Genomic DNA, 19,180 nt, shown 5'->3' with positions numbered 1-19,180 from the left:
ATGCATCTTGTGTCACGCAGGACGTTCTTTCTCTTGACCAAAGCTACAGGTAACGTATAATATATAAGATATAGAATATGCTTCATCACAGCATATGATACGTATATTAGCTTGGGAGGTCTTTATGAAACGTATTATCTTAACCGGTGGCGGCACTGCCGGCCACGTTACTCCTAACATTGCATTACTGCCGCGGCTTAAGGAATTACAATATGATATCCACTATATCGGTTCTTATAACGGTATCGAAAAGGAACTGATCGAGCAGTTCGGAATTCCTTATCACGGAATCTCTTCCGGGAAACTGCGCCGCTATTTCAGTGTTCAGAATTTTACGGATCCCTTCCGTGTTCTGAAAGGGCTTGGTGAAGCCAAACGGCTGATCAAAATATTAGATCCGGATGTGATCTTTTCAAAGGGAGGCTTTGTCTCTGTCCCGGTAGTCATGGCCGGGAAGGGCAAAAAGGTTCCCGTGATCATCCATGAATCGGATATGACACCCGGTCTTGCCAATAAACTGGCTCTTCCTTCTGCTACAAAGGTATGCTGCAACTTTCCAGAAACCCTGGAGCATCTTCCGGAAGGAAAAGCTGTTCTTACCGGTTCCCCTATCCGGCAGGAATTATTATCCGGTGATAAGTATAAGGCAAAGGAGTTTTTAAAATTCACTTCCGACAAACCGGTCATTCTGGTCATTGGAGGAAGCCTTGGATCCGTCGCTGTAAATGAAGCGGTCCGCAGCGTCCTGCCTGAGCTTTTAAAATCCTTCCAGGTCGTACACCTTTGCGGAAAAGGCAAGGTAGACAGTTCACTTAAAGATCTTGAAGGCTACGCTCAGTTTGAATACATCAAAGATGAATTAAAAGATTTATTTGCCCTGACAGATCTTGTGATCTCCCGTGCGGGGGCTAATGCTATCTGCGAACTGCTTGCCCTGCACAAGCCTAATCTTTTGATTCCTCTTCCTGCGTCCCAGAGCCGGGGCGATCAGATCCTCAATGCCCGCTCTTTTGAACGCCAGGGCTACAGCATGGTACTGGAAGAAGATTCTCTGAATCAGAAGGTTCTTCTGGATGCCATCCATGAATTATACGAAAACCGGGAATCCTATATTAATGCCATGAAGCAGTCTCCGCAGCAGAATTCTATTGATACTATCATTGATCTGATCGAGTCTGTGGCAAATGCTTAATATCTGCCCCCGCCTGACCACACGGGTCAGCTGCGGGGGTTTTCATTCTCCCTGGAGTTTGTCATATCTCTCTTTGTATTTCTCCCGTATCCACTGCTTCGCTCTGTAGAGCATACTATGAAACGATTCCAGATCCATTCCCATGGTCTCTGCTACTTCCTTTTGTGGTTTCTCCAGCACATAAACGATCGTGATCGCATCGTACCACCGCTGATTTTTACGATATAACGCCGCAAATATATCCCCGGTCAGCTCAGTAAACTCTTTCTCCTTCAGTCTACGGATCAGAATTTCTTCAGGATCTTCCACAGATTTTGATATCCTGCGTTCCTCTTCCTCCGTAAACTCGGCAACAAGATATTCACGCGCCGTATCTCTTCTCCAGTTCATTGCCGCATACTTTGCGGTCAGAATCAGCCACGGCTTTGCAGCCTCGATATTTGTATGTTCCATATTCCGGAAGAGTTTCAGAAACGTATCTTGTGCTATCTCCTCTGCCGCATGATGATTTCGTGTATATCTTTTCGCCGTCAGATAGATGGTTTCTATATTTGCTTCATAAATGGAATCAAATACTCCTCTTCCTTCTGTCTCCGCCCTCACACCTTTATCCTTCTCTTCCTTTGTTACATTTTTGACAGGATGTCGTTTTTATCTTCCTCCGTCAGCTCGCCCATCTTCCAGGTCACTCCTACTCCGTCATCCTTAAATCTCGGGATCAAATGCATATGAAAATGGAACACTGTCTGTCCGGCGGCCTCTCCGTTATTCTGCACGATATTATAACCGTCGCAGCCCAGGATATCTGTAAGCTTTGTGATCATCTTCTTCGCCAGCACCAGCACCTTCCCTGCCAGCTCATCATCCAGCTCATACAGATTTGCATAATGCTCCTTGGGAATAATAAGCGCATGTCCTTTTGCCGCAGGATTTGCATCCAGAATTACTCGGAAATCCTCGTCCTCATACAGGGTAGCGGTAGGGATCTCTCCTCCTGCAAGTTTACAAAAAATGCAATTTTCGTCTTTCATACTTTTTTCCTTCTTTCTAAAAATTTTGTGATTGATTATTATATCCGCCAATGCTAAACTGATAAGTCAGAAAGGGCGGTAATATCTATGTTTCAGGCGACAGACTACGACAAATTACAACAGATCATGGAGGAAAGCTCCGAAAAAAAGGAACTCCTCACCAGACTTTTAGAATCTCAAAGGATGCAGATCAGCACTATCAGCCATGAGATCCGCAACCCGCTTTCTCTCGTGTACAGCTCTCTCCAGCTGATTGAAAAAGAGCACCCGGAGGTCGTTGATTTCCGGCATTGGAACGAAATGCGCAGAGATATTGAATACATGACTCATCTTTTGGAGGAATTATCTTCATTTAACAACAGCGAAAAACTTCATCTTACAGATACTGCAATGACCTCATTCCTTCGAACTCTAGCATTGTCCTTTGCAGCTTCTTTGATCGACACGCCTATTGAATTTATCTCCCGGATCGATCCGGAGCTTCCGATCCTTTCCATCGATACTGTAAAGTTTCGGCAGCTGCTTTTAAACCTGCTGTCCAACGCAAGGGATGCTCTGTCTGCTCCCGACACTTCCTCCGGTCATTCTCCCACACTTACTTTTTTAGCAGAAGTACGGCAGTCGTCTCTACTTCTTACTGTGAAAGACAATGGGTGCGGCATCGCTCCTGAAAACCTGTCGTCTGTCTTTGAACCCTTCACCACCTACAAGCAGGGCGGTACCGGACTTGGGCTTGCCATCGCCCGCCGGGTTGTCCTGGCCCATCAGGGAACGATCCAGGTATCTTCCCGCTTAGGCGAAGGAACCATATTCACGGTGACGCTTCCGATACAGAAGGATCCCGCATAATATTCCCGCTGCTAATCCTCCCACGTGTGCGGCATTATCCACACCTGTACTGGAAAAGCCAAAATACAGACTGATCGCAATCATAACAAACATCCCCCGGCTGGAGATGTCCCGCAGCCGCCCGTGGTTGCAGACAACTACATACAAAAGCGCCCCTGTGATTCCGAAAATAGCTCCGGAGGCTCCTGCGGATACTGCAAAATCCTGCAGCCGGATATCCAGGAATCCGGACAGAATATTTCCTGCAAGGCCGCTGACAAAATATGTAATCACATAACGGACTCTTCCCATCTCCAGCTCCAGATTCCAGCCGATCATCAAAAGCATGACCATATTATTGAACAGATGCTGAAAACCGAAGTGTAAAAAGATGCTGGTCAGCAGCCGGTAATATTCTCCATTTTCCAGTATATAAGGGACATACATCGCACCATGTGCCAGCATATATTCCCCGTTCTCTGTCATCCCTCCAAAGGACAGATATAGAAATACGATCACATTTGCTGCCGCGATCGCTATGGTGCAGTAAGCCTTGTCATTTTTATTTCCCATCCTGTCTTTATCCACCTTCCGGCCTTATCTGATCTGCTGATTTTCGTATGTTTAGTATAGCATAGATTCCGGATAATTCACCACTTCATTTTTCGAAATACGTCGACATTCTTCGTCATAATTCTTCCTCTTCTATATGCAGTCCATCCCAGTCTCCCCATCTGTGCTTTTTATGCTTATTTAAAAAATGCTTTACCGGAGTCCACATGTTATCGGTTTCTCTTAGGATTGAACTGCCCATTTCCTGTTCCGTAATCCAGTCATGCTCGGCAGTATCATAGCTGACTTCTTTCTTCTCCTTTTTTTCCGGTTGTTCCTCCTGATAAAAACATTCTTTTATCAGCTTTTCCATGCTGTAATTCTCTTCCATAGTCCCTTTATGAAGGAAAAATATCATACGCACAGCTTCTTTATCCTGATAATCTGCTTCCTTTACAAAATACTCTGTCAGGCGATGAAACTCTTCCCACAGATCCTGCCTGGCCGGAGGATAATAGCAGAAATAGAACCTCCCTTCCTCGAAAAAAATGTATTCCGGCTTCAGAAGGATTCTATGTACATCCAGCAGATAAACCTCTGCTTCCCGTACCGCCATCTGAAATGCCGTAAGGAAGTGACGCAGGTCTTCCTCCCCTATTTTCCCCCTTTCATACATAGCCTTCATCGAGACTTTTCCGCTGACATCATACTCATAATAACTGCAGTCATCTACTCCCCGCCCCCGCACAGGCAGAAAGCCATCCGGAGCATTTACTTTAAGCATCCGCATCTGATAATCTTCTTCATAGAATCCCTGCTCTTCAATCGTGATCTTTCGTTCCATTACCCTATTTGATGAACCTCCTCCATTTTCTGATTTCCTTTTCCGGCTCTGTCACCGCCGCCCGGTGCTCCAGCGCAAGGCTCATCCCGCCCTTTGCCGCTGTTATCTCCACCTTGATCTCCTCTTCGCTTACGGAAATGCCTGCCTGTGCTCCCGCAAACAGAAGACATTTCCCCTGTATCCGCTCTGTAAACAAAGCCTCCAGCTCTGCTGCATCCACACCGTCTTTCTCCCTGGCCTTCGTGCTCCCTGCCACTGCTGTCTCATATGCAGCGGCTGACAGGATATTTTTGTCATGAAAATAAAAAATCACCAGAATACAACTCATGATCAAAAACAATGCGAGCGGTACCAGTACCGACATCTCCACGGTAAACACTGCCTGCAGATATCTTCCCCGTCGTTTTCTCTTCTTTTTCCTCTTCCGGCTCATACATATCCGCCTCCCCATACGCTGATCAGGTATCCTGCCGCCAGGAACGGATAAAAGGGTACGCTCAGACGTCTTGACATTCTCTTTCTTGCCAGCAGCACCACCGAAACCAGGGTCAGCAAAAGAAATGCTGCCGCAAGGACTTCCAGGACGCCCCACAGCCCCAGGAAAATCCCCAGAATCAGGATTGCCCAGCTGTCGCCGTATCCCACTTTCTGTCTGCTCGCCCAGCTGATCCCCAGAAAAACAAACCCTACCGCCACGCCTCCCAGTACCAGCCACAGGTCTTCCCTTTGAAACATGATCTGGTAAACAAGTACCGCCAGATTGGCTGCCGCCAGGATCTCCACCGGCACCTTGCGAAATTGTATATCAACAATGGAAAGCACGCTCAGCATTCCCATACCTATGATTTGACTCAATGTCCACATTTAGAACAAGCCCCCTTCCCTATAACCTCTGACAGCGGCACTGCATACACGGTACGCTTCAGGCCGCTGCAGGAAAGAGAACTGTGATAGCGGTCGCCGTAATCGGTAATATAGGCCGGTCCTCCTCCTTTTCCCCCGCAGTGTTCGCAGGCATAGTACCTTCCTCCGCTTTCGTTCCGCAGCCCAGATATCTCTTTCCCCTGAACCATTCGTATCGACAGATCCAGGTATGTACAATGGTAATCTTTATGATAGACAAGTCCGGTCTCTGTCACATAGACGGTCTCATCCTCCTCTTTGCCAAAGCCCCCCTTTTCGTATCCTGTCCATCCCTTTATCCTCATAGTCTCCTCATACTCGATCAACGGCAATGAGAATATGGGAATCGGGATCCGCACCTGATAGGATGCAGTGATCTGTCCGATCCCGGTACCCATCGACATCCAGGAGCTGTTGCAGTGAATTCCTCCGCTCCCTCCTTCTATAAGACTACGCTCCAGCCTATACGCCCCGATACTTTCTACCACATCCGCTTCCAGACTGGACGGCTGAAGAAGCGGCGCGGCATAAGCCTCCTTCGCCGCCTGCTTTCCGGCATACTGAAGGCCGGACCGCACCGCCGTCCCAATCGCCATGAGCTCCAGAAGATAGATCAGGCACACCAGCGCAAAAAAGAAAACAGGAACTGCCAGGGCTGCTTCTATCGTAACCGAGGCGGACACGGATGCCCTCCCATGCTTTCTCACACAGACAGTCTGAGGGCGAGTCTTCCTGATACGGTTTGACACGAATCCTTCTCCTTTCCATTAGAATATATATGACGGCTTTTCAGCCCGAGAATTGAGTTTGGGAAATAATTAAGATGCCGGAAGGGCATCCGTGCCCGCCCCTATTGATAGCCAAAATATGTTGGAAAGTCATATCGGATCCCTCGTCTTAGGGTTACCGCGGATACAAGTTCCATACGGCTTACGCAGATATCTGCCCGGAAGCCGGCCTGCCCATGCCTTTGCCGCAGGTTTTGTTCTATGATCCCCAGTGCCCGGACCGCGCAGCTTTCCTGCTTCTCCAGAAACAAAAGCATCCGCAGATATTCCCTATACAAAAGGCCTCCTTCTGTATCCATTCCCTCGCTTTGGTCTTCTTCCGTCCCCAGCGTGAGCAGGGAAGACAGGCTAAGCTGCCAGCTTTCTTTTGACTTTATGAGAGGTACCCGGTTTCCCGCAAGGAGTGACCTAAGATCCATGACCGTTTCTCCGTAGGCCCATGCCAACAGGATGACCTGGGCGGCTGCCGCGGTAATTGCAGGTACCGCCAGCAGCGAACACAACGTCAGCGCCATTGCCTCTGCTTCTGCCTTCATGGCGGCGTCTGTCTGAATATAGGCATAGTTGGGAACAAATCTAAGAAGCATCAGCTTTTTCACGACCGCCTCCAGATTTTCCCGGTCACTTGCCTTGCCCTCCAGGATATATTCCAGCTCATAGTCCAATGCTCCTGTCTTTTTCTCATCCGTAAACATCGAAAAGTGTTCCAGCAGATATTCCCCGAATAGCAGCGTTGTTATTGTCCCGCCCGCTTCTGCCACATCCGAAAAATCTCCCCATCCGGTGTTTTTCTCTCTATGTTCCAGAAGGTCTGCTTCAGCAAGCTGCTTTTCTGATACCGCTGCATCCTTTGGCAGCACCAGCTTTAAGATCGGAGATTGCTGAAGCTCCCCCACATGGGCAATCGGATTTTCTTCCTCAGGAAGCTCTCCTTCATTCGCATTCAGCAGATCCTCCAGCTCCTGCTCCTTTTCCTTTTCCTCTGTCTGAAGCTTCCCCGCCTGATCTTCCTGCTGCCCCCATACGGATGTCATCCCTGTCCAGTCTTTGACCTTATCTATCCCATATTTTTGTTCCATATAGTACGCCGTCTGCTCTAAAAATGACTGGCATCCATGGTCTGTCAGGAACTGAATCCTGTTGATCCTGTGCTCCATGCTGCCGGCTCCGTAATACTCCAGCCGGTCTATAAGATTCTGCTCTGAATATCGCCCTGTCTCATAACCGGCATCCAGGGCAAAAATCTCATATTCCTCCAGAAGTTCCTTTTGATATTCCGCAAACACGCTTTCTATCGCCCGGTTCATATCCGCCCGCCGGTAATTCTTTGCCATCTGGATCGATGCACTTTCCATCACCGCACCTGCAAACGAAACTAACAAAATAAATATCAGGCTTAAAAATACGGTAATCTCTCCTTTTAGCTTTCTGGCGTCTGATCTCTTTAAATTCCCGCACTTTCGCTGGTAATCTTTTCGAAAATTGTCTGCACCAGACTGGTAAGCTGAGATTTGAAAATGATGACAAGACCGATCAGCACCACAAGAATTAAAATAATCTCCACCACACCAATCCCTTCGTCGTCCCGCAGCGTACTGATTAAATATCTGATTCTCCACATAGCCATTCCCCTTTCATTTTTATTATATTCACAAAATCTGCATAGACAGGAATGCCGGCACTATGACAATCACCAACACTACCGTCAGCATCAGGAACATTGGGAGCAAAAGCTTTGTTCCCGCTTCCTCGCCCAGCCTCCTGGCCCTCGCCTTGCGGTCCTCAAAGGCCTGGATAGCTTCCATCTTTAATAATTCGGTCAGCCCTCTGGTTCCTTTCCGCAGGTTCTGTGACAACAACGCCCCGAACCTTACATAGGCCTGAACCTTACACCGCCGTCCAAAGTTCTCATAGCTTTCTGCTTCTGTATGGCCACTTTCCATTTCTCTGCAGGTTTTCTGCATCTCCTCATAGGCGCAGCGCACCCCTGTCGTTTTTTTCTGCCGCTCATATTCTTCCACCACCTTTCGAAATGCCCGCTTTACTGTCATTCCAGCTCCCAGATACAGCGTCAGTTTTCCTATAATTTCTGGATAATCCCGGATCATCTGCCTGCTTCTTCTGGCCTCTTCCTGCATTTCGTCCTGCTTTTTTTGTGCGATCAACAGCGAAATGACAAGCAGCGCCATTATGATCAGTACCAATCCCCGTTCATCCATCTGACGATAATATGATACGGCCTTCCCCCGGATAGCCTCCGGCAGATTCCAGTCTTTTTCCTCTCTGTTTTTTCTTTCTGATGCCGCCAGCGTCTCCTCAATCTCCTGTTTTCTTGCTTCTTCTCCGGAAAGTACCCGGGGATACAGATGCGCTGTACACTGATACGCTGCCTGCTTTGTCTCATCCTCCCGGTAGGTCAGAACCGCATTTAAAGTAACCAGTGTACCTTCCGCGTCCAGTGCGTCTTCCTGGATCTCTCCCTGGATATTCATTACATCATACCGGTCAAGTTCCCATGAGATGTCTACCGGCTCTTCCGGTACCGCTGTCACCAGATCCAGATCCTGTTCTACCCGGTCCAGGCTTTCATTCCCATTTAAAATTTCGCTCTCCAGCTTCCGGATCACACGGTCAAACATTTCCTGGATCTCATCAGCCGTATATCTTTGCTCCGCCACCTCAATCTCTACCGGAATCCTCTCTTTCCTTCCTTCTATTACCACATCCAGGACTTCCGTACTGCTTCCCTCTCCATACGCATTTCTTATGATACCGCCATCCAGCTTTGTCATAGATGCCGCATAATCTGCCGTCAAAAGAACGATTCCTGAAAGCATCACAAGCACTGCCGTCCCGGCGATCACACTTCGATCCTTATGATTCTTAGCCCAAGATAATAGGCGCCTATGTAAACCATCAGGCATACTGTCATCACCCCCGTCCCTGCCACATTTCCATATAAGCTGTCCATAAATTCCGGAAAGCTGAAGGACATATATCCAATGATCACATAGGGCACTGCCGACATGACCCGGAACTCATACTGCTTTGCGGCCAGGATTGTGTCAATTTCTCTTTTTACATCAATCTTATCGCTGATCTGTCCCGCCGTGTCCTTAATGATTGCCAGCATATCGCCGCCACTGCGTTTTGCCGAGATGAACACTGACGCAAAGCTCCTTAAATCTTCCAGCTCCACCCGTCCTGCGAACTCCTCCAGCACCTGTTCTACCGTCACCTGGAGCCTGAGCTGGCGGACAATGATCTGCAGTTCTTTGGAAATTCTTGCCTTCTCCGGATAGATCAGCCTCATCTCCTTTTGCGTTTCCCGAAAGGCATTTTCTACAGAATATCCGGTGTTTAAGGATGAAGAGAGGGTCAGGATCGCCTCTTTAAACTGTTGGGCAAAATCACTTTCCTTTTTCCGATACTCCTCCCTTACCATCAGGCGCCAATGCCAGATCCACAGAGGAAACAACAGGATCCCCGCCCACAGGGACCGGTAATACAGCCATGCCGTCACCGCCGTGATTCCCGTAGCCTTAGCTGTGATCCACAGCCATTCCCGTTTTGTCATATCCTGACGCCAACAGCTTGTCCCTGCGGCTAAGTTCATGATATTTTTTCCAGCTTCCTTCAATCCTGCCATTCTTCATCCCCTCCTCCTCAAACCGGTACAAAGTCTGCAGGCAGATCTCTCCCTCTAAATATCCCAGTACCTCTGTCACCTCCAGCACTTTCCGGCTCTTATCTCTGAGCCTGCCCAGATGGACAATCAGATCAAGGGCAGACGCAATCTGCCTCTGGATCGCGGGGAGGGGCAGTTCCATCCCCATCAGGACCATTGTTTCCAGCCGGGACAGCATGTCCTTTGGACTGTTGGCATGTCCGGTGCTTAAGCTCCCGTCATGTCCGGTATTCATTGCCTGCAGCATATCGATCGCTTCCGCCGAACGGACCTCTCCTACGATGATGCGTGTAGGGCGCATCCGGAGCGCCGCTTTAATAAGGTCACGTATCGTTACCGCCCCGGTTCCCTCGATATTGGCATTTCTTGCCTCAAGGCTCACCAGATTGGGAATCCCTTGGATCTTCAGCTCACTGCTGTCCTCAATTGTCACAATTCTTTCATCTCTGGGTATATACTGCGATAATGCATTTAAGAAAGTGGTTTTGCCGGAACCGGTACCGCCACTGATAAAGATATTGTAGCCGGACTTTACCAGAACATCTAAAAACCCGGCAATCTCCCTGCTTATGGATCCCCATGCCATCAACTGTTCCATGGAGGCTGCCTCTTTTGAAAATTTTCGTATCGTAACGACTGGTCCATTAAGCGCTACCGGCGCCAGCACTACATTGACGCGAGAGCCATCTGCCAGCCGCGCGTCTACAATCGGCGAAGCCTCATTTACCAGACGGTTTGCTCCGGATACGATCTGCTGGATCACATCTTCAAGCTTCTCTCTGGACACAAATCGGCGGTCTGACTGATACAGTCTTCCGTTTTTTTCATAAAAAATGTATTCTGTACCATTGATCATAATCTCCGTAATCTCGTCATCCTCCAGAAACTCCTGTAAAAGATCCAGCTTACGAAAAGCATTAAACAAGTCTTTGCCAAGTGCCGTCTTCTCCGCCAAAGATAAATGCTCCTCCCGGGATGCTTCGCTTAAAACCTGATAGATCAGCTGCGTCAGTTCCTCATCCCCGACCTCCCTGGTCATATCAAGCTCGTCCATGATCCTGGCATGAAGCTGTTCTGCCCGGATCATCGCAGACTCTCCTTTTTCTGAAGCTTCTTTCTGACATCATCATATCCAAGCAGATGCAGCTCTTCTTCAAACTGAAGCATTTTAGAAGTTCCGATCCGATCCTGGAGCACCGGCACATGAATCTCTGTACACATCCGGAGCAGTCCGTATACACCCTGTATCCCCTCATCCAGGTCCAGAATCACCGCCTCATACATCCCCTCTGTCAAAATCTGGCGGAGCAGCTGTTCCCAGTCCTTTGCCGGGACTGTCTTAATATCCTCAGATACCCTGGCCGGCAGCAGATAGTCCAAAGGCCCCATATGGCTGACCATCCCGGTCAGCATCCAGCCCAGATCCTTCCCCTCCATCCTGGAATAGTACAACGCATCTGCGATAGTACTCCCTTCTTCGGGAAAATGTCCGCCAACCCCTCCATACAATTCCATATTCAGATACAGCGTATGCGCTGATACTCCGATCTTCTGCCCAATCCGCAGCGCGTAACTTGTTTTTCCTGTACGGTGGACCGGGGAATAAACACCGATCACCCTCACACTTTGCTTCTTTTTCTGCAGAAAAATCTCTCCGGCTGTTCTAAGCTCCTGACCACAGTTCTGAAGTATCTCTCCCAGAAGCGTCTCTCCCGACTGATAACGATATAGGGGAGTTTCTCCCGGATTTACTTCTGTGTGCTCCGATTCTGTCAATACAAAAATGTTTCCGGCATGAAATTTCTTTCGACGGGCCCGGGGGCAGGCATCTGTGATCACCAGAATATCCGCCGGCCTGTCCTTTTCCATTTCCTCCGCCTGATCCGCATCCGTACAGATCCGGATCTGAAACGCCAGTTCCTTTTTCTGCATCAGAAACGCAGCCAGCGCGGCAGCATAGCCTTCTTCCTGATCACAGATCACAAAGCTGCTTCCCACATATGATCCCTCCTTAATAGCATAGCTGTCATATTGTAACGTCTCTTGTTTTGAATGTCTGCCGATACGGCATTGAATGTTGAATCAATCGAATCTATCATCAGAATCAAACAGATACAAGCTGGAAGTTCAGCTTGTAGGACGATTATACTCCCGGGATGTCTGCTTGTCCATCCCGATTTTAAAAAATGCAAATCTTTGTGCAAGACTCACAGAATTCCGTAAAAGCTAATGCCATATAAAAGCGCAACCCCCGGAACTCCAAGGATTCCTGATGTCAAAACAGTAATGGGATTAATTCCAACCTGCACCGGCACTCCCTGCAAAGACATAAATTCATTTACAAAGAAAACTAAAGCTATCCCAACTACAACCCGCACAAAAAAGTTTACCATTATCCGAACCCCTTTTTCCGCCATACAATTTCCCTCTCTTTCATCTTTATTCCATGTATATCCCGGATTCTGGTATTTTATTCCGGAATCCCGACATACTATTGCTAAACAAGAGATTATCAAAAGACTAACGGAGGTGGCATTATGCAGCTATTTCACCGCAGCCGGGCAGAACACAAAGATCACGATACCCCTTACTCCTGCCCGCCGCCAAGTGGCCTGCTCGAGGAGATCGAGCTGGCAAAACGAGAGATGAATGATGCTTATAATCATTTTCAGAGCGCCTCTGATCCGGACCTGATCGACTGCTGCATTTACAGAGGAAATGCGGCGTGGAAAAGGTACCAGTTTCTGATCAGAGAGGCAAAACAAACGCAGATGGGGACGTAGGCTTTTTGCAAAAGCCTACGTCCCCATCTGCGTTGTCCTATGTCCCTAACCGCACCTATAACCGTATTGTGATCTCCCGCTCCGTGCGGTGGTATTGATGATAATTGACGCCTGCCGCATCGAACATCCGCATGGATGCCTGCACGGAAGGAGTGTCTTCGTATTTATTGCTGTCGTAAATGACCTCCTTGATCCCGCTCTGAATAATGGCTTTCGCACATTCATTACAGGGAAAGAGAGATACATAAAGCTTTGCCCCCTCCAGGCTTCCGCCCCGGTAGTTCAGGATAGCATTAAGCTCGCTGTGAACGGTATATACATATTTTGTCTCCAGCGGATCATCGCCCTCCCTGACCCAGGGAAATTCATCATCCGAGCAGCCCGTCGGAAGGCCATTGTAGCCCATAGACAGGATCTTATTATCCTGGCTTACAATACAGCATCCCACCTGCGTATTCGGATCCTTGGACCGCAGGCCGGACAGGATCGCAACTCCCATAAAATACTCATCCCAGCTGATATAATCTTTTCTCTTTGCTCCCAAGACTCTTCCTCCTTCCTCTTTGCACTTTCCGCTCTATTTCGTACCAAAAATGCGGTCGCCCGCGTCGCCCAGTCCCGGCACGATATATTTATGCTCATTCAGACGTTCATCCAATGCACCGATATACAGATCCACATCCGGATGCTCCTTTTGCATCCGCTCCACGCCCTCCGGCGCAGCGATGATGCACATCAGCCGCATATGGCGGACGCCTTTCTCTTTCAGAAGCTGTACAGCCGCCGCACAGGATCCGCCTGTGGCCAGCATAGGATCTACCACGAATACCTCCCGCTCCTCGCAGTCGGCCGGAAGTTTGCAAAAATATTCTATCGGCTGAAAAGTTTCAGGATCCCGGTACAGTCCGATATGCCCTACCTTTGCCGCCGGGATCAGACTTAAAATGCCGTCTACCATCCCCAGTCCGGCTCTCAGGATCGGTACCACCGCCATCTTCTTGCCGCTTAGTTCTTTCCCTGTCATTTCGCAGATCGGAGTCTGAATCTTCACATCCTTAAGCTTCAGATCTCTGGTTGCCTCATAACACATCAGCGCCGAGATCTCGCTGACGATTTCCCGAAATTCCTTGGATCCCACATCCTCTCTGCGGATGTAGCTGATCTTATGCTGGATCAGTGGATGATCCATTACCTGTACTTTTGACATATGACTCTCCTCCCACTTATGTAATCCGGATTACCTGATGCCCTGCCGCCTTCAAAAGCCGGTTCATAACCGCCGCTCCGATGCCGCCGGAGGCAAATGCCTCACTGTAGATCTCGTCCACGCCGTCCCCGTCAAACTCCCGCAGGATTCCGTACAGGCTGCTGGCGATGGTCGCCTCGTCAGCCCGCGTTCCCGCCACTTTCACATCTCCGTCAGGATAGCTCTCCTTTGTCTCCTCTGTGGCAATGATCCCTACCCTTTTCCCTTCCTGCTGTTTTGTGGCGGCTGTCTCTCTGATCCAGGCCGTCACCTTTTCTACCTCTCCTTCCACGACCACAAGATTCGCTTTTGGTGCATAATGGCGGTACTTCATGCCAGGAGCCTTCGGAGCGGTCCTGCTGTCTGCCTTCAGGAGTGTCTGGTCCACGGCCACCTCGCCGATCAGCTCTTCCAGCATCTCACGAGTCACCGCTCCCGGCCGCAGGATCATTGGAGGGGTGACCGTCATATCCAGGATCGTGGATTCCACTCCGATCTCTACCGGACCGCCGTCCACGATCATTTCAATTCGTCCGTCGAGATCCTCCGCCACGTGTTCCGCTCTCGTAGGACTCGGTCTTCCGGAAGTATTGGCACTGGGTGCGGCAATATATCCTCCTCCCGCATCAATCACGGCGCGGGCCGCCGGATGGCTTGGCATCCTCACAGCCACGGTTTCGAGCCCTCCGGTCGTGCCGTAAGGTACGATCTTTGTCTTCTCAAAAATCATGGTCAGCGGGCCGGGCCAGTATGCTTCGGCCACTTTCCTGGCCGCATCCGGGATCTGACTGACAATCTTTCCCAGAGCAGCCATATTCGTAATATGGACGATCAGCGGATTATCTGATGGACGTCCCTTCGCCGCATAAATCTTTTTCGCCGCCTCTTCATTCAACGCATCAGCACCCAGTCCGTAGACTGTTTCTGTAGGGAAGGCCACCAGCCCTCCCCGCTTCAGGATATCTCCGGCTTCCTGCAGTGTTTTTCTGTTTTCTTCTTGATATTCTTCACTTTTTCTAAGTTTTCGTATTTTTGTTTCCATGTGTCTCATTATACTACACTCTAATCTCCCACACAAGCCAGGATTCCCTCTGCAATGGCGTGTGCAAGCTCCTGCTGGTAGGATTCATCTGTCAGAAGATCCAGCTCTTCCGGACAGCTCAAGAAACCACACTCCACGATCAGCGTCGGTACCTCTGTCCGTTTCAGGAGATAGTAGTCTCCATTGGCTTTTGACTCCCTGATCCGTCCTTTCTCCACCCCTGCAAACACCCGTTCCATCTGCCGGGCCATCCATTCTCCCTCCTGCGATCCGGAATAATAGAAGACCTGGATTCCCCTCACGGACGGATCCGTATAGCTGTTCTGATGAATGCTTACCGTCAGATCCGGTCTCGTCCGGTTGATCAGTTCGGTCCTCGCCTCCATATCCGCAAGCTTCCTGCCGCCCTCCTCCCCTTCTCCAAGTTCCTCATCCTCCGTGCGGGTATAGATGACCTGGACACCGGTTTTCTGGAGTTCTTCTCCCGTTTTTTTCGCAATCTGCAGATTCAGATCCTTTTCCAGGATCCCGCCTTCTCCCACCTTCCCCGGGTCCTTTCCCCCATGGCCGGCGTCGATGACCACCTTTCTCTCTTTTTCATCCGCTTTTGTCGACGACTGCACTGATTCAGCCGTCTGCTCGGAAAGCCTCGTGTTTGCCAGGGCCAGAGCTGCAAGGAGAAGGAGCATCAGCGCAAGCCTTATGATTTTTTGCAAAAAAATACCTCCTGTAAGTCATTTTTATTATAAATATATGACCACAGGAGGTATTCTATATTTAATTTACATACTGTTGGATCAGAGTCCAGATATCCGAACTTTCCTGTCCCAACGCCCATGCCGCCGTACCTGCAAGCCCGTTTTCCTTCATGAGCTTAAGCTTCGGCTCTATGGACTCGGCGTCCTCAAGCCAGATCTTGTAGGTCACGCCTTCCACTTCCCAGGTCGCATAGTTCTGCTGTGCGTCTTCATCCCAGGTCGCTGTTACTCCGGCCTGTGCTACCGTGTCTGCCGCCGCAGTCATGCCCAGCGCCTCGCTGGTCACGTTGGTCGTATACTCAGCTTCATCCGTTCCGGCTGCCGCCGCGATCTCCTCTTCCGTCTTTGGCGTCTCCTGCCATAATCTGGTAAAGAAGGGGATTCCGCTGATTACCTTTTCTGCCGGCACTTCTTCCAGGGTGGCTTCGATCCCGTTCTTAACGAAATCATAGGACGATACCGGTCCCGCTTCCGGTGACCCCGCATAATGCTCGTCATAGCCCATGATCACTACATAATCTGCCACGATTCCCTGCTCTTTCCGGTCGTACTGCATGTTGTATCCCATTGGAACATAGTTGTCTACAGACAGGACCAGCCCGTTCTGCCGGCATCTGACAGACAACTCCCGGATAAACTGGATGAAATGCTCTCCGCAGTCCTCCGATATCCTTTCAAAATCGACATTAATCCCGTCGATACCCACTCTGAGCGCTTCCGAGATGAGCTGATTGATCAGCTTGGTCCTCTTTGACGTATGGCTCAAAACTTCATAAGATTCTTCATAGGAATCAATCCCGCCGTCAAAATCCCGGATCGCAGCCCATACTTCAATGTTGGACTGATGTGCATAATTGACATATTCTGTTGATGCGATGGATGTCAGATTCGCATCCGTATCCGCCACATGGAACCAGGTGGGAGCGATCGTCGTAAGTCCCTTGGTCTGTGCGATCATTTCCAGCACACCCGAATTGGCATCGCTGTTGGTCACATTATGCCAGACCATATTGATCGTATAGTCCTTGGAAATATTCGTAAACTCCTGCTCCTCAAAGTCTCTGGAAATCTCTTTTGTCTCTTCATCCCGGAGCGCACTGTTCTTCACATAGCCGATAAATCCGTCTTTGGTGCGGACCTTCTTCCAGTTCTCTTCCCGCTCTACGATGGTCACCTCATCGCCTTTGCTGATCTGTGTCAGGATCGGACTCTTTACCCCGCCCTGATAGCGTACCTGCGTATTGCGGCGAACCTCGGCAACAGTGGTCTCTCCCCAGTCTGTGACGATCATCACGCGGCTTGGGTCATCATACACCTCATAGTCTATATTGGTATACTGCTGGATAAAATCCAGGGCAATATATGCTGTGCTTCCGTCCGTTCTCAGAATAACGTAGTCTTCGCTCTGCTTTTCATTGGACACCGAGTAATCCTTGCTCCCCACTTCCACCGATACCATATCGGTCGGCAAAGTATACAGCAGGGTATTTTCATTAGGATCCCAGTAAAATCTGCTGTTGATATGATCCCGGACTATCTCATACTGTATATATGCCTTTCCGTCCGCAATCATTCCCAGTGGCTCTACAACCTGATTGTCCACCGTGATCGCCAGCTGCCCTTCCTGTTCTATCCCAAAATACGCATTCCTGTCATACTCTTCATCAGAAGGGCTGTAACGTTTCCACAAAAATGCACCGACAACTGCCGCAATCACTAAAATGATCAAAAGAGCAATCTTAATGCCCAGATTTCTCTTTCTTCTTCGCTTCGACTGTGGTTTCCTTACCGGTCTCCTGGCTTCGCCTCTTCTATCTTCAGGCCTTCCCCTCTCGGGCCTTCTCCTTTCAGTCTGTCGGTTCGGCGGCCGTCTGGATCCTTTTGTCCCAGCTGCCGCTTTTCTTTTTGCAGCACTGCGCTGCCTGATACCATCCCGGCCAGCGCTGCCCGTACGGGACGAACTCGTGCGGCTGTTTTTTTCTTTTTCTTCCATGCTGCACCTCCTACTAGACCTTATTATAGCAAAAGGGCGGACCTACGTCATTAATTATTTCGACAATTTTTAGACCATCTGATATGATCTGCAGGGTGTTTTCGTTCCTTTTTGTTTACAGTTCCACACGGGTAAACCACAGCGCCTTGATATCTCCCTCTTCATTCAGCACATAATCCCTCATATAAACCGTGTCCTCGCACATGAGATGAGCCTGTACGATCTGCATGGGACTTGCCGGCAGGCCGTCAATTCCAAGGCCTACCTTCTGTTTCTCGTACTCTGTCAATTCCTGGAACATCGCCCGGAGTTCTTCTTTCTCGGACATATCTTGATCCCTCTTCTAATGCCGGATGATAGCTACGGCTGCAAATACATATCCCATGCCAGAAAAAAGGTCTATGATACGTTCCCACTTAAGATATGACGCAGCTAAAGCGTACTAAGAAGACAGCTTTGGCATTATTTTCCTTTCTTTTATTTCTCTAAAAAATGTGATAATTTGCCTGAAATGGCATTATTCGATTGACTGCTGATAGATTCTGAAATTTACATTGAGAAATGAAATGAATTGATTAAAATTCTCCCTCCTTTGTTCTAAGAACGTAGCTATCAGGGAAAACTATCTTCTAGTATCGTTTATTATATCCGATGCGGCTCCTGAGCGCAAGTGCTTTTTGGGGTATATCCTTTTTTTATTTTATATATATTTTATTTAACATCTCTCGACTGCTGTGCTATACTAAATTAGAAGGAAGTGATGATTATGAAGATTGAAAAATTAAGCGACAATCAGATCCGCTGCACTCTGACGCGCGCAGACCTTGCTGCCCGCCAGCTTCAGCTCAGCGAACTGGCTTATGGAACCGAAAAAGCTAAGTCACTTTTCCGCGATATGATGCAACAGGCAGCCTTCGAATTTGGATTTGAGGCGGATGATATCCCGCTGATGATTGAAGCCATCCCAGCTTCCGCAGATTCGATCGTGCTGATAATTACTAAAGTCGAGGACCCGGAAGAACTCGACACTCGTTTTTCAAAGTTTGCTCCGGCTTCCGGTCCGGATACAGATTTCCAGAAGAATCAGCCGAGCAAGCTGGAGGGGGCAGATGCACTGTTAGATCTTTTAGATAAGGTGAAAGAAAAAATGTCTCCTCAGGACAGCGAACAGTCATCCGTTGAAAAGACGGCTTCCGTAAGGCCCGCGCTTCGCCTGTTCTCTTTCTCCACGCTTGACAACGTGCAGAAGGCAGCCGGCCTCTTAAGTACCATGTACTCAGGTTCCAACACCTTATATAAGGACGAGGGCGAAAACGTATATATCCTGGCTCTGTCACAGTCCGGACATACAGATCTTGATTTTAACCGGATCTGCAATATGCTGTCAGAATACGGGTCTCTGGAAAAAACCTCCGGATCGACCCTGGCATTTCTGGAGGAGCACTGCAAAACGATCATCTCCTCAGATGCCGTCCATACACTTGCAGCGATCTAAGTACAAAACATTCATGAATCGAGTAGGAGGGAGTGAT

At 49.0% G+C, this 19,180-nt stretch carries 24 protein-coding genes; 4 read left to right on the top strand and 20 right to left on the bottom strand.

The features are described 5' to 3' along the window. The first annotated feature begins 124 nt into the window (after nucleotides 1–124). Nucleotides 125–1,192 (top strand): undecaprenyldiphospho-muramoylpentapeptide beta-N-acetylglucosaminyltransferase, encoded by a 1,068-nt coding sequence (locus BKD12_RS06845; protein WP_070088574.1) that lies wholly within the window; start codon nucleotides 125–127, stop codon nucleotides 1,190–1,192. Between the two features lie 42 nt (nucleotides 1,193–1,234). Here BKD12_RS06845 and BKD12_RS06840 read toward each other — a convergent pair whose 3' ends face one another. After that, nucleotides 1,235–1,795, bottom strand: a complete 561-nt coding sequence (locus BKD12_RS06840) for an RNA polymerase sigma factor (protein WP_083262878.1) — start codon at nucleotides 1,793–1,795, stop codon at nucleotides 1,235–1,237. Between the two features lie 23 nt (nucleotides 1,796–1,818). Continuing rightward, nucleotides 1,819–2,223 carry an HIT family protein gene (locus BKD12_RS06835; protein WP_070088573.1) on the bottom strand — a complete coding sequence of 135 codons (405 nt, stop codon included), beginning with the start codon at nucleotides 2,221–2,223 and terminating at the stop codon, nucleotides 1,819–1,821. Between the two features lie 87 nt (nucleotides 2,224–2,310). Here BKD12_RS06835 and BKD12_RS06830 point away from each other — a divergent pair, with 87 nt between their 5' ends. Further along, nucleotides 2,311–3,072 carry a sensor histidine kinase gene (locus tag BKD12_RS06830; protein WP_070088572.1) on the top strand — a complete coding sequence of 254 codons (762 nt, stop codon included), beginning with the start codon at nucleotides 2,311–2,313 and terminating at the stop codon, nucleotides 3,070–3,072. On the opposite strand, the gene BKD12_RS06825 is transcribed toward BKD12_RS06830, so the two are convergent. The 12 genes from BKD12_RS06825 to BKD12_RS06775 form a co-directional block, all read right to left on the bottom strand. After that, nucleotides 3,016–3,624, bottom strand: coding sequence for a rhomboid family intramembrane serine protease (locus BKD12_RS06825; RefSeq protein ID WP_070088571.1), 609 nt, complete (start codon nucleotides 3,622–3,624; stop codon nucleotides 3,016–3,018). The genes BKD12_RS06830 and BKD12_RS06825 overlap by 57 nt on opposite strands. Before the next feature lie 115 nt (nucleotides 3,625–3,739). After that, nucleotides 3,740–4,447, bottom strand: coding sequence for a DUF6382 domain-containing protein (locus tag BKD12_RS06820; protein ID WP_070088570.1), 708 nt, complete (start codon nucleotides 4,445–4,447; stop codon nucleotides 3,740–3,742). Between the two features lie 4 nt (nucleotides 4,448–4,451). Then, complete coding sequence (locus BKD12_RS06815) at nucleotides 4,452–4,880, bottom strand: TadE family protein (protein WP_094078738.1); 429 nt, start codon at nucleotides 4,878–4,880, stop codon at nucleotides 4,452–4,454. Continuing rightward, nucleotides 4,877–5,311 carry a prepilin peptidase gene (locus BKD12_RS06810; RefSeq protein WP_070088568.1) on the bottom strand — a complete coding sequence of 145 codons (435 nt, stop codon included), beginning with the start codon at nucleotides 5,309–5,311 and terminating at the stop codon, nucleotides 4,877–4,879. Before BKD12_RS06810 ends, BKD12_RS06815 begins: the two co-directional genes overlap by 4 nt. Further along, nucleotides 5,299–6,099, bottom strand: coding sequence for a hypothetical protein (locus BKD12_RS06805; RefSeq protein WP_070088567.1), 801 nt, complete (start codon nucleotides 6,097–6,099; stop codon nucleotides 5,299–5,301). The genes BKD12_RS06810 and BKD12_RS06805 overlap by 13 nt, the downstream gene beginning before the upstream one ends. Nucleotides 6,100–6,200: 101 nt before the next feature. After that, on the bottom strand, nucleotides 6,201–7,520 hold the full coding sequence (locus tag BKD12_RS06800; RefSeq protein WP_242872731.1) for a DUF5702 domain-containing protein: 1,320 nt from the start codon (nucleotides 7,518–7,520) through the stop codon (nucleotides 6,201–6,203). 62 nt (nucleotides 7,521–7,582) lie between these two features. Beyond that, complete coding sequence (locus tag BKD12_RS16445) at nucleotides 7,583–7,759, bottom strand: Flp1 family type IVb pilin (RefSeq protein ID WP_083262877.1); 177 nt, start codon at nucleotides 7,757–7,759, stop codon at nucleotides 7,583–7,585. A gap of 28 nt (nucleotides 7,760–7,787) precedes the next feature. Beyond that, entirely contained in the window at nucleotides 7,788–9,062 is a 1,275-nt protein-coding gene (locus BKD12_RS06795; RefSeq protein WP_242872730.1) for a type II secretion system F family protein, read from the bottom strand. Next, on the bottom strand, nucleotides 8,999–9,715 hold the full coding sequence (locus tag BKD12_RS06790; RefSeq protein WP_083262876.1) for a type II secretion system F family protein: 717 nt from the start codon (nucleotides 9,713–9,715) through the stop codon (nucleotides 8,999–9,001). Before BKD12_RS06790 ends, BKD12_RS06795 begins: the two co-directional genes overlap by 64 nt. Continuing rightward, a complete protein-coding gene (locus BKD12_RS06785) occupies nucleotides 9,681–10,913 on the bottom strand; it encodes a TadA family conjugal transfer-associated ATPase (RefSeq protein ID WP_070088566.1) in 1,233 nt (410 codons plus the stop codon). Before BKD12_RS06785 ends, BKD12_RS06790 begins: the two co-directional genes overlap by 35 nt. After that, a complete protein-coding gene (locus BKD12_RS06780) occupies nucleotides 10,910–11,824 on the bottom strand; it encodes a P-loop NTPase family protein (RefSeq protein WP_070088565.1) in 915 nt (304 codons plus the stop codon). Before BKD12_RS06780 ends, BKD12_RS06785 begins: the two co-directional genes overlap by 4 nt. 209 nt (nucleotides 11,825–12,033) lie before the next feature. After that, on the bottom strand, nucleotides 12,034–12,243 hold the full coding sequence (locus tag BKD12_RS06775; RefSeq protein WP_070088564.1) for a pro-sigmaK processing inhibitor BofA family protein: 210 nt from the start codon (nucleotides 12,241–12,243) through the stop codon (nucleotides 12,034–12,036). Between the two features lie 120 nt (nucleotides 12,244–12,363). Between BKD12_RS06775 and BKD12_RS06770 the strand changes: the two genes are divergently transcribed. Further along, nucleotides 12,364–12,609, top strand: coding sequence for a YaaL family protein (locus tag BKD12_RS06770; RefSeq protein ID WP_070088563.1), 246 nt, complete (start codon nucleotides 12,364–12,366; stop codon nucleotides 12,607–12,609). Nucleotides 12,610–12,664: 55 nt separating this feature from the next. Here BKD12_RS06770 and BKD12_RS06765 read toward each other — a convergent pair whose 3' ends face one another. The 6 genes from BKD12_RS06765 to BKD12_RS06740 all read right to left on the bottom strand — a co-directional run bounded on the left by BKD12_RS06765 (nucleotide 12,665) and on the right by BKD12_RS06740 (nucleotide 17,976). Then, the gene (locus tag BKD12_RS06765; protein WP_083262875.1) at nucleotides 12,665–13,153 is read right to left on the bottom strand and encodes a deoxycytidylate deaminase; all 489 of its coding nucleotides are present in this window, start codon (nucleotides 13,151–13,153) and stop codon (nucleotides 12,665–12,667) included. A gap of 33 nt (nucleotides 13,154–13,186) precedes the next feature. Then, nucleotides 13,187–13,816, bottom strand: coding sequence for a uracil phosphoribosyltransferase (upp, locus tag BKD12_RS06760; protein WP_070088562.1), 630 nt, complete (start codon nucleotides 13,814–13,816; stop codon nucleotides 13,187–13,189). 16 nt (nucleotides 13,817–13,832) lie between these two features. After that, nucleotides 13,833–14,897, bottom strand: coding sequence for an L-threonylcarbamoyladenylate synthase (locus tag BKD12_RS06755; RefSeq protein ID WP_070088651.1), 1,065 nt, complete (start codon nucleotides 14,895–14,897; stop codon nucleotides 13,833–13,835). Nucleotides 14,898–14,917: 20 nt separating this feature from the next. Continuing rightward, a complete protein-coding gene (locus tag BKD12_RS06750) occupies nucleotides 14,918–15,613 on the bottom strand; it encodes an N-acetylmuramoyl-L-alanine amidase family protein (RefSeq protein ID WP_070088561.1) in 696 nt (231 codons plus the stop codon). 61 nt (nucleotides 15,614–15,674) lie between these two features. Further along, complete coding sequence (locus BKD12_RS06745; protein ID WP_083262874.1) at nucleotides 15,675–17,648, bottom strand: glycosyl hydrolase family 18 protein; 1,974 nt, start codon at nucleotides 17,646–17,648, stop codon at nucleotides 15,675–15,677. 115 nt (nucleotides 17,649–17,763) lie between these two features. Then, entirely contained in the window at nucleotides 17,764–17,976 is a 213-nt protein-coding gene (locus tag BKD12_RS06740) for a hypothetical protein (RefSeq protein ID WP_070088560.1), read from the bottom strand. Nucleotides 17,977–18,414: 438 nt separating this feature from the next. Between BKD12_RS06740 and BKD12_RS06735 the strand changes: the two genes are divergently transcribed. Continuing rightward, a complete protein-coding gene (locus tag BKD12_RS06735; RefSeq protein WP_070088559.1) occupies nucleotides 18,415–19,143 on the top strand; it encodes an adaptor protein MecA in 729 nt (242 codons plus the stop codon). Nucleotides 19,144–19,180: the final 37 nt, after the last annotated feature.

Origin of the sequence: Merdimonas faecis (assembly GCF_001754075.1) — a bacterium.
GTDB classification, from domain to species: domain Bacteria; phylum Bacillota; class Clostridia; order Lachnospirales; family Lachnospiraceae; genus Merdimonas; species Merdimonas faecis.
This window is presented reverse-complemented; position numbering and strand designations above follow the sequence as displayed.

What these genes read in the sequence shown, in the direction of transcription:
- BKD12_RS16445 (WP_083262877.1), bottom strand. Translation starts at nt 7,759, where the DNA reads ATGTGGAGAATCAGATATTTAATCAGTACGCTGCGGGACGACGAAGGG.
- BKD12_RS06820 (WP_070088570.1), bottom strand. Translation starts at nt 4,447, where the DNA reads ATGGAACGAAAGATCACGATTGAAGAGCAGGGATTCTATGAAGAAGAT.
- upp (WP_070088562.1), bottom strand. Translation starts at nt 13,816, where the DNA reads ATGTCAAAAGTACAGGTAATGGATCATCCACTGATCCAGCATAAGATC.
- BKD12_RS06815 (WP_094078738.1), bottom strand. Translation starts at nt 4,880, where the DNA reads ATGAGCCGGAAGAGGAAAAAGAAGAGAAAACGACGGGGAAGATATCTG.
- BKD12_RS06770 (WP_070088563.1), top strand. Translation starts at nt 12,364, where the DNA reads ATGCAGCTATTTCACCGCAGCCGGGCAGAACACAAAGATCACGATACC.
- BKD12_RS06740 (WP_070088560.1), bottom strand. Translation starts at nt 17,976, where the DNA reads ATGTCCGAGAAAGAAGAACTCCGGGCGATGTTCCAGGAATTGACAGAG.
- BKD12_RS06825 (WP_070088571.1), bottom strand. Translation starts at nt 3,624, where the DNA reads ATGGGAAATAAAAATGACAAGGCTTACTGCACCATAGCGATCGCGGCA.
- BKD12_RS06830 (WP_070088572.1), top strand. Translation starts at nt 2,311, where the DNA reads ATGTTTCAGGCGACAGACTACGACAAATTACAACAGATCATGGAGGAA.
- BKD12_RS06735 (WP_070088559.1), top strand. Translation starts at nt 18,415, where the DNA reads ATGAAGATTGAAAAATTAAGCGACAATCAGATCCGCTGCACTCTGACG.
- BKD12_RS06755 (WP_070088651.1), bottom strand. Translation starts at nt 14,897, where the DNA reads ATGGAAACAAAAATACGAAAACTTAGAAAAAGTGAAGAATATCAAGAA.
- BKD12_RS06790 (WP_083262876.1), bottom strand. Translation starts at nt 9,715, where the DNA reads ATGACAAAACGGGAATGGCTGTGGATCACAGCTAAGGCTACGGGAATC.
- BKD12_RS06845 (WP_070088574.1), top strand. Translation starts at nt 125, where the DNA reads ATGAAACGTATTATCTTAACCGGTGGCGGCACTGCCGGCCACGTTACT.
- BKD12_RS06795 (WP_242872730.1), bottom strand. Translation starts at nt 9,062, where the DNA reads ATGCCTGATGGTTTACATAGGCGCCTATTATCTTGGGCTAAGAATCAT.
- BKD12_RS06835 (WP_070088573.1), bottom strand. Translation starts at nt 2,223, where the DNA reads ATGAAAGACGAAAATTGCATTTTTTGTAAACTTGCAGGAGGAGAGATC.
- BKD12_RS06785 (WP_070088566.1), bottom strand. Translation starts at nt 10,913, where the DNA reads ATGATCCGGGCAGAACAGCTTCATGCCAGGATCATGGACGAGCTTGAT.
- BKD12_RS06810 (WP_070088568.1), bottom strand. Translation starts at nt 5,311, where the DNA reads ATGTGGACATTGAGTCAAATCATAGGTATGGGAATGCTGAGCGTGCTT.
- BKD12_RS06745 (WP_083262874.1), bottom strand. Translation starts at nt 17,648, where the DNA reads ATGGAAGAAAAAGAAAAAAACAGCCGCACGAGTTCGTCCCGTACGGGC.
- BKD12_RS06775 (WP_070088564.1), bottom strand. Translation starts at nt 12,243, where the DNA reads ATGGCGGAAAAAGGGGTTCGGATAATGGTAAACTTTTTTGTGCGGGTT.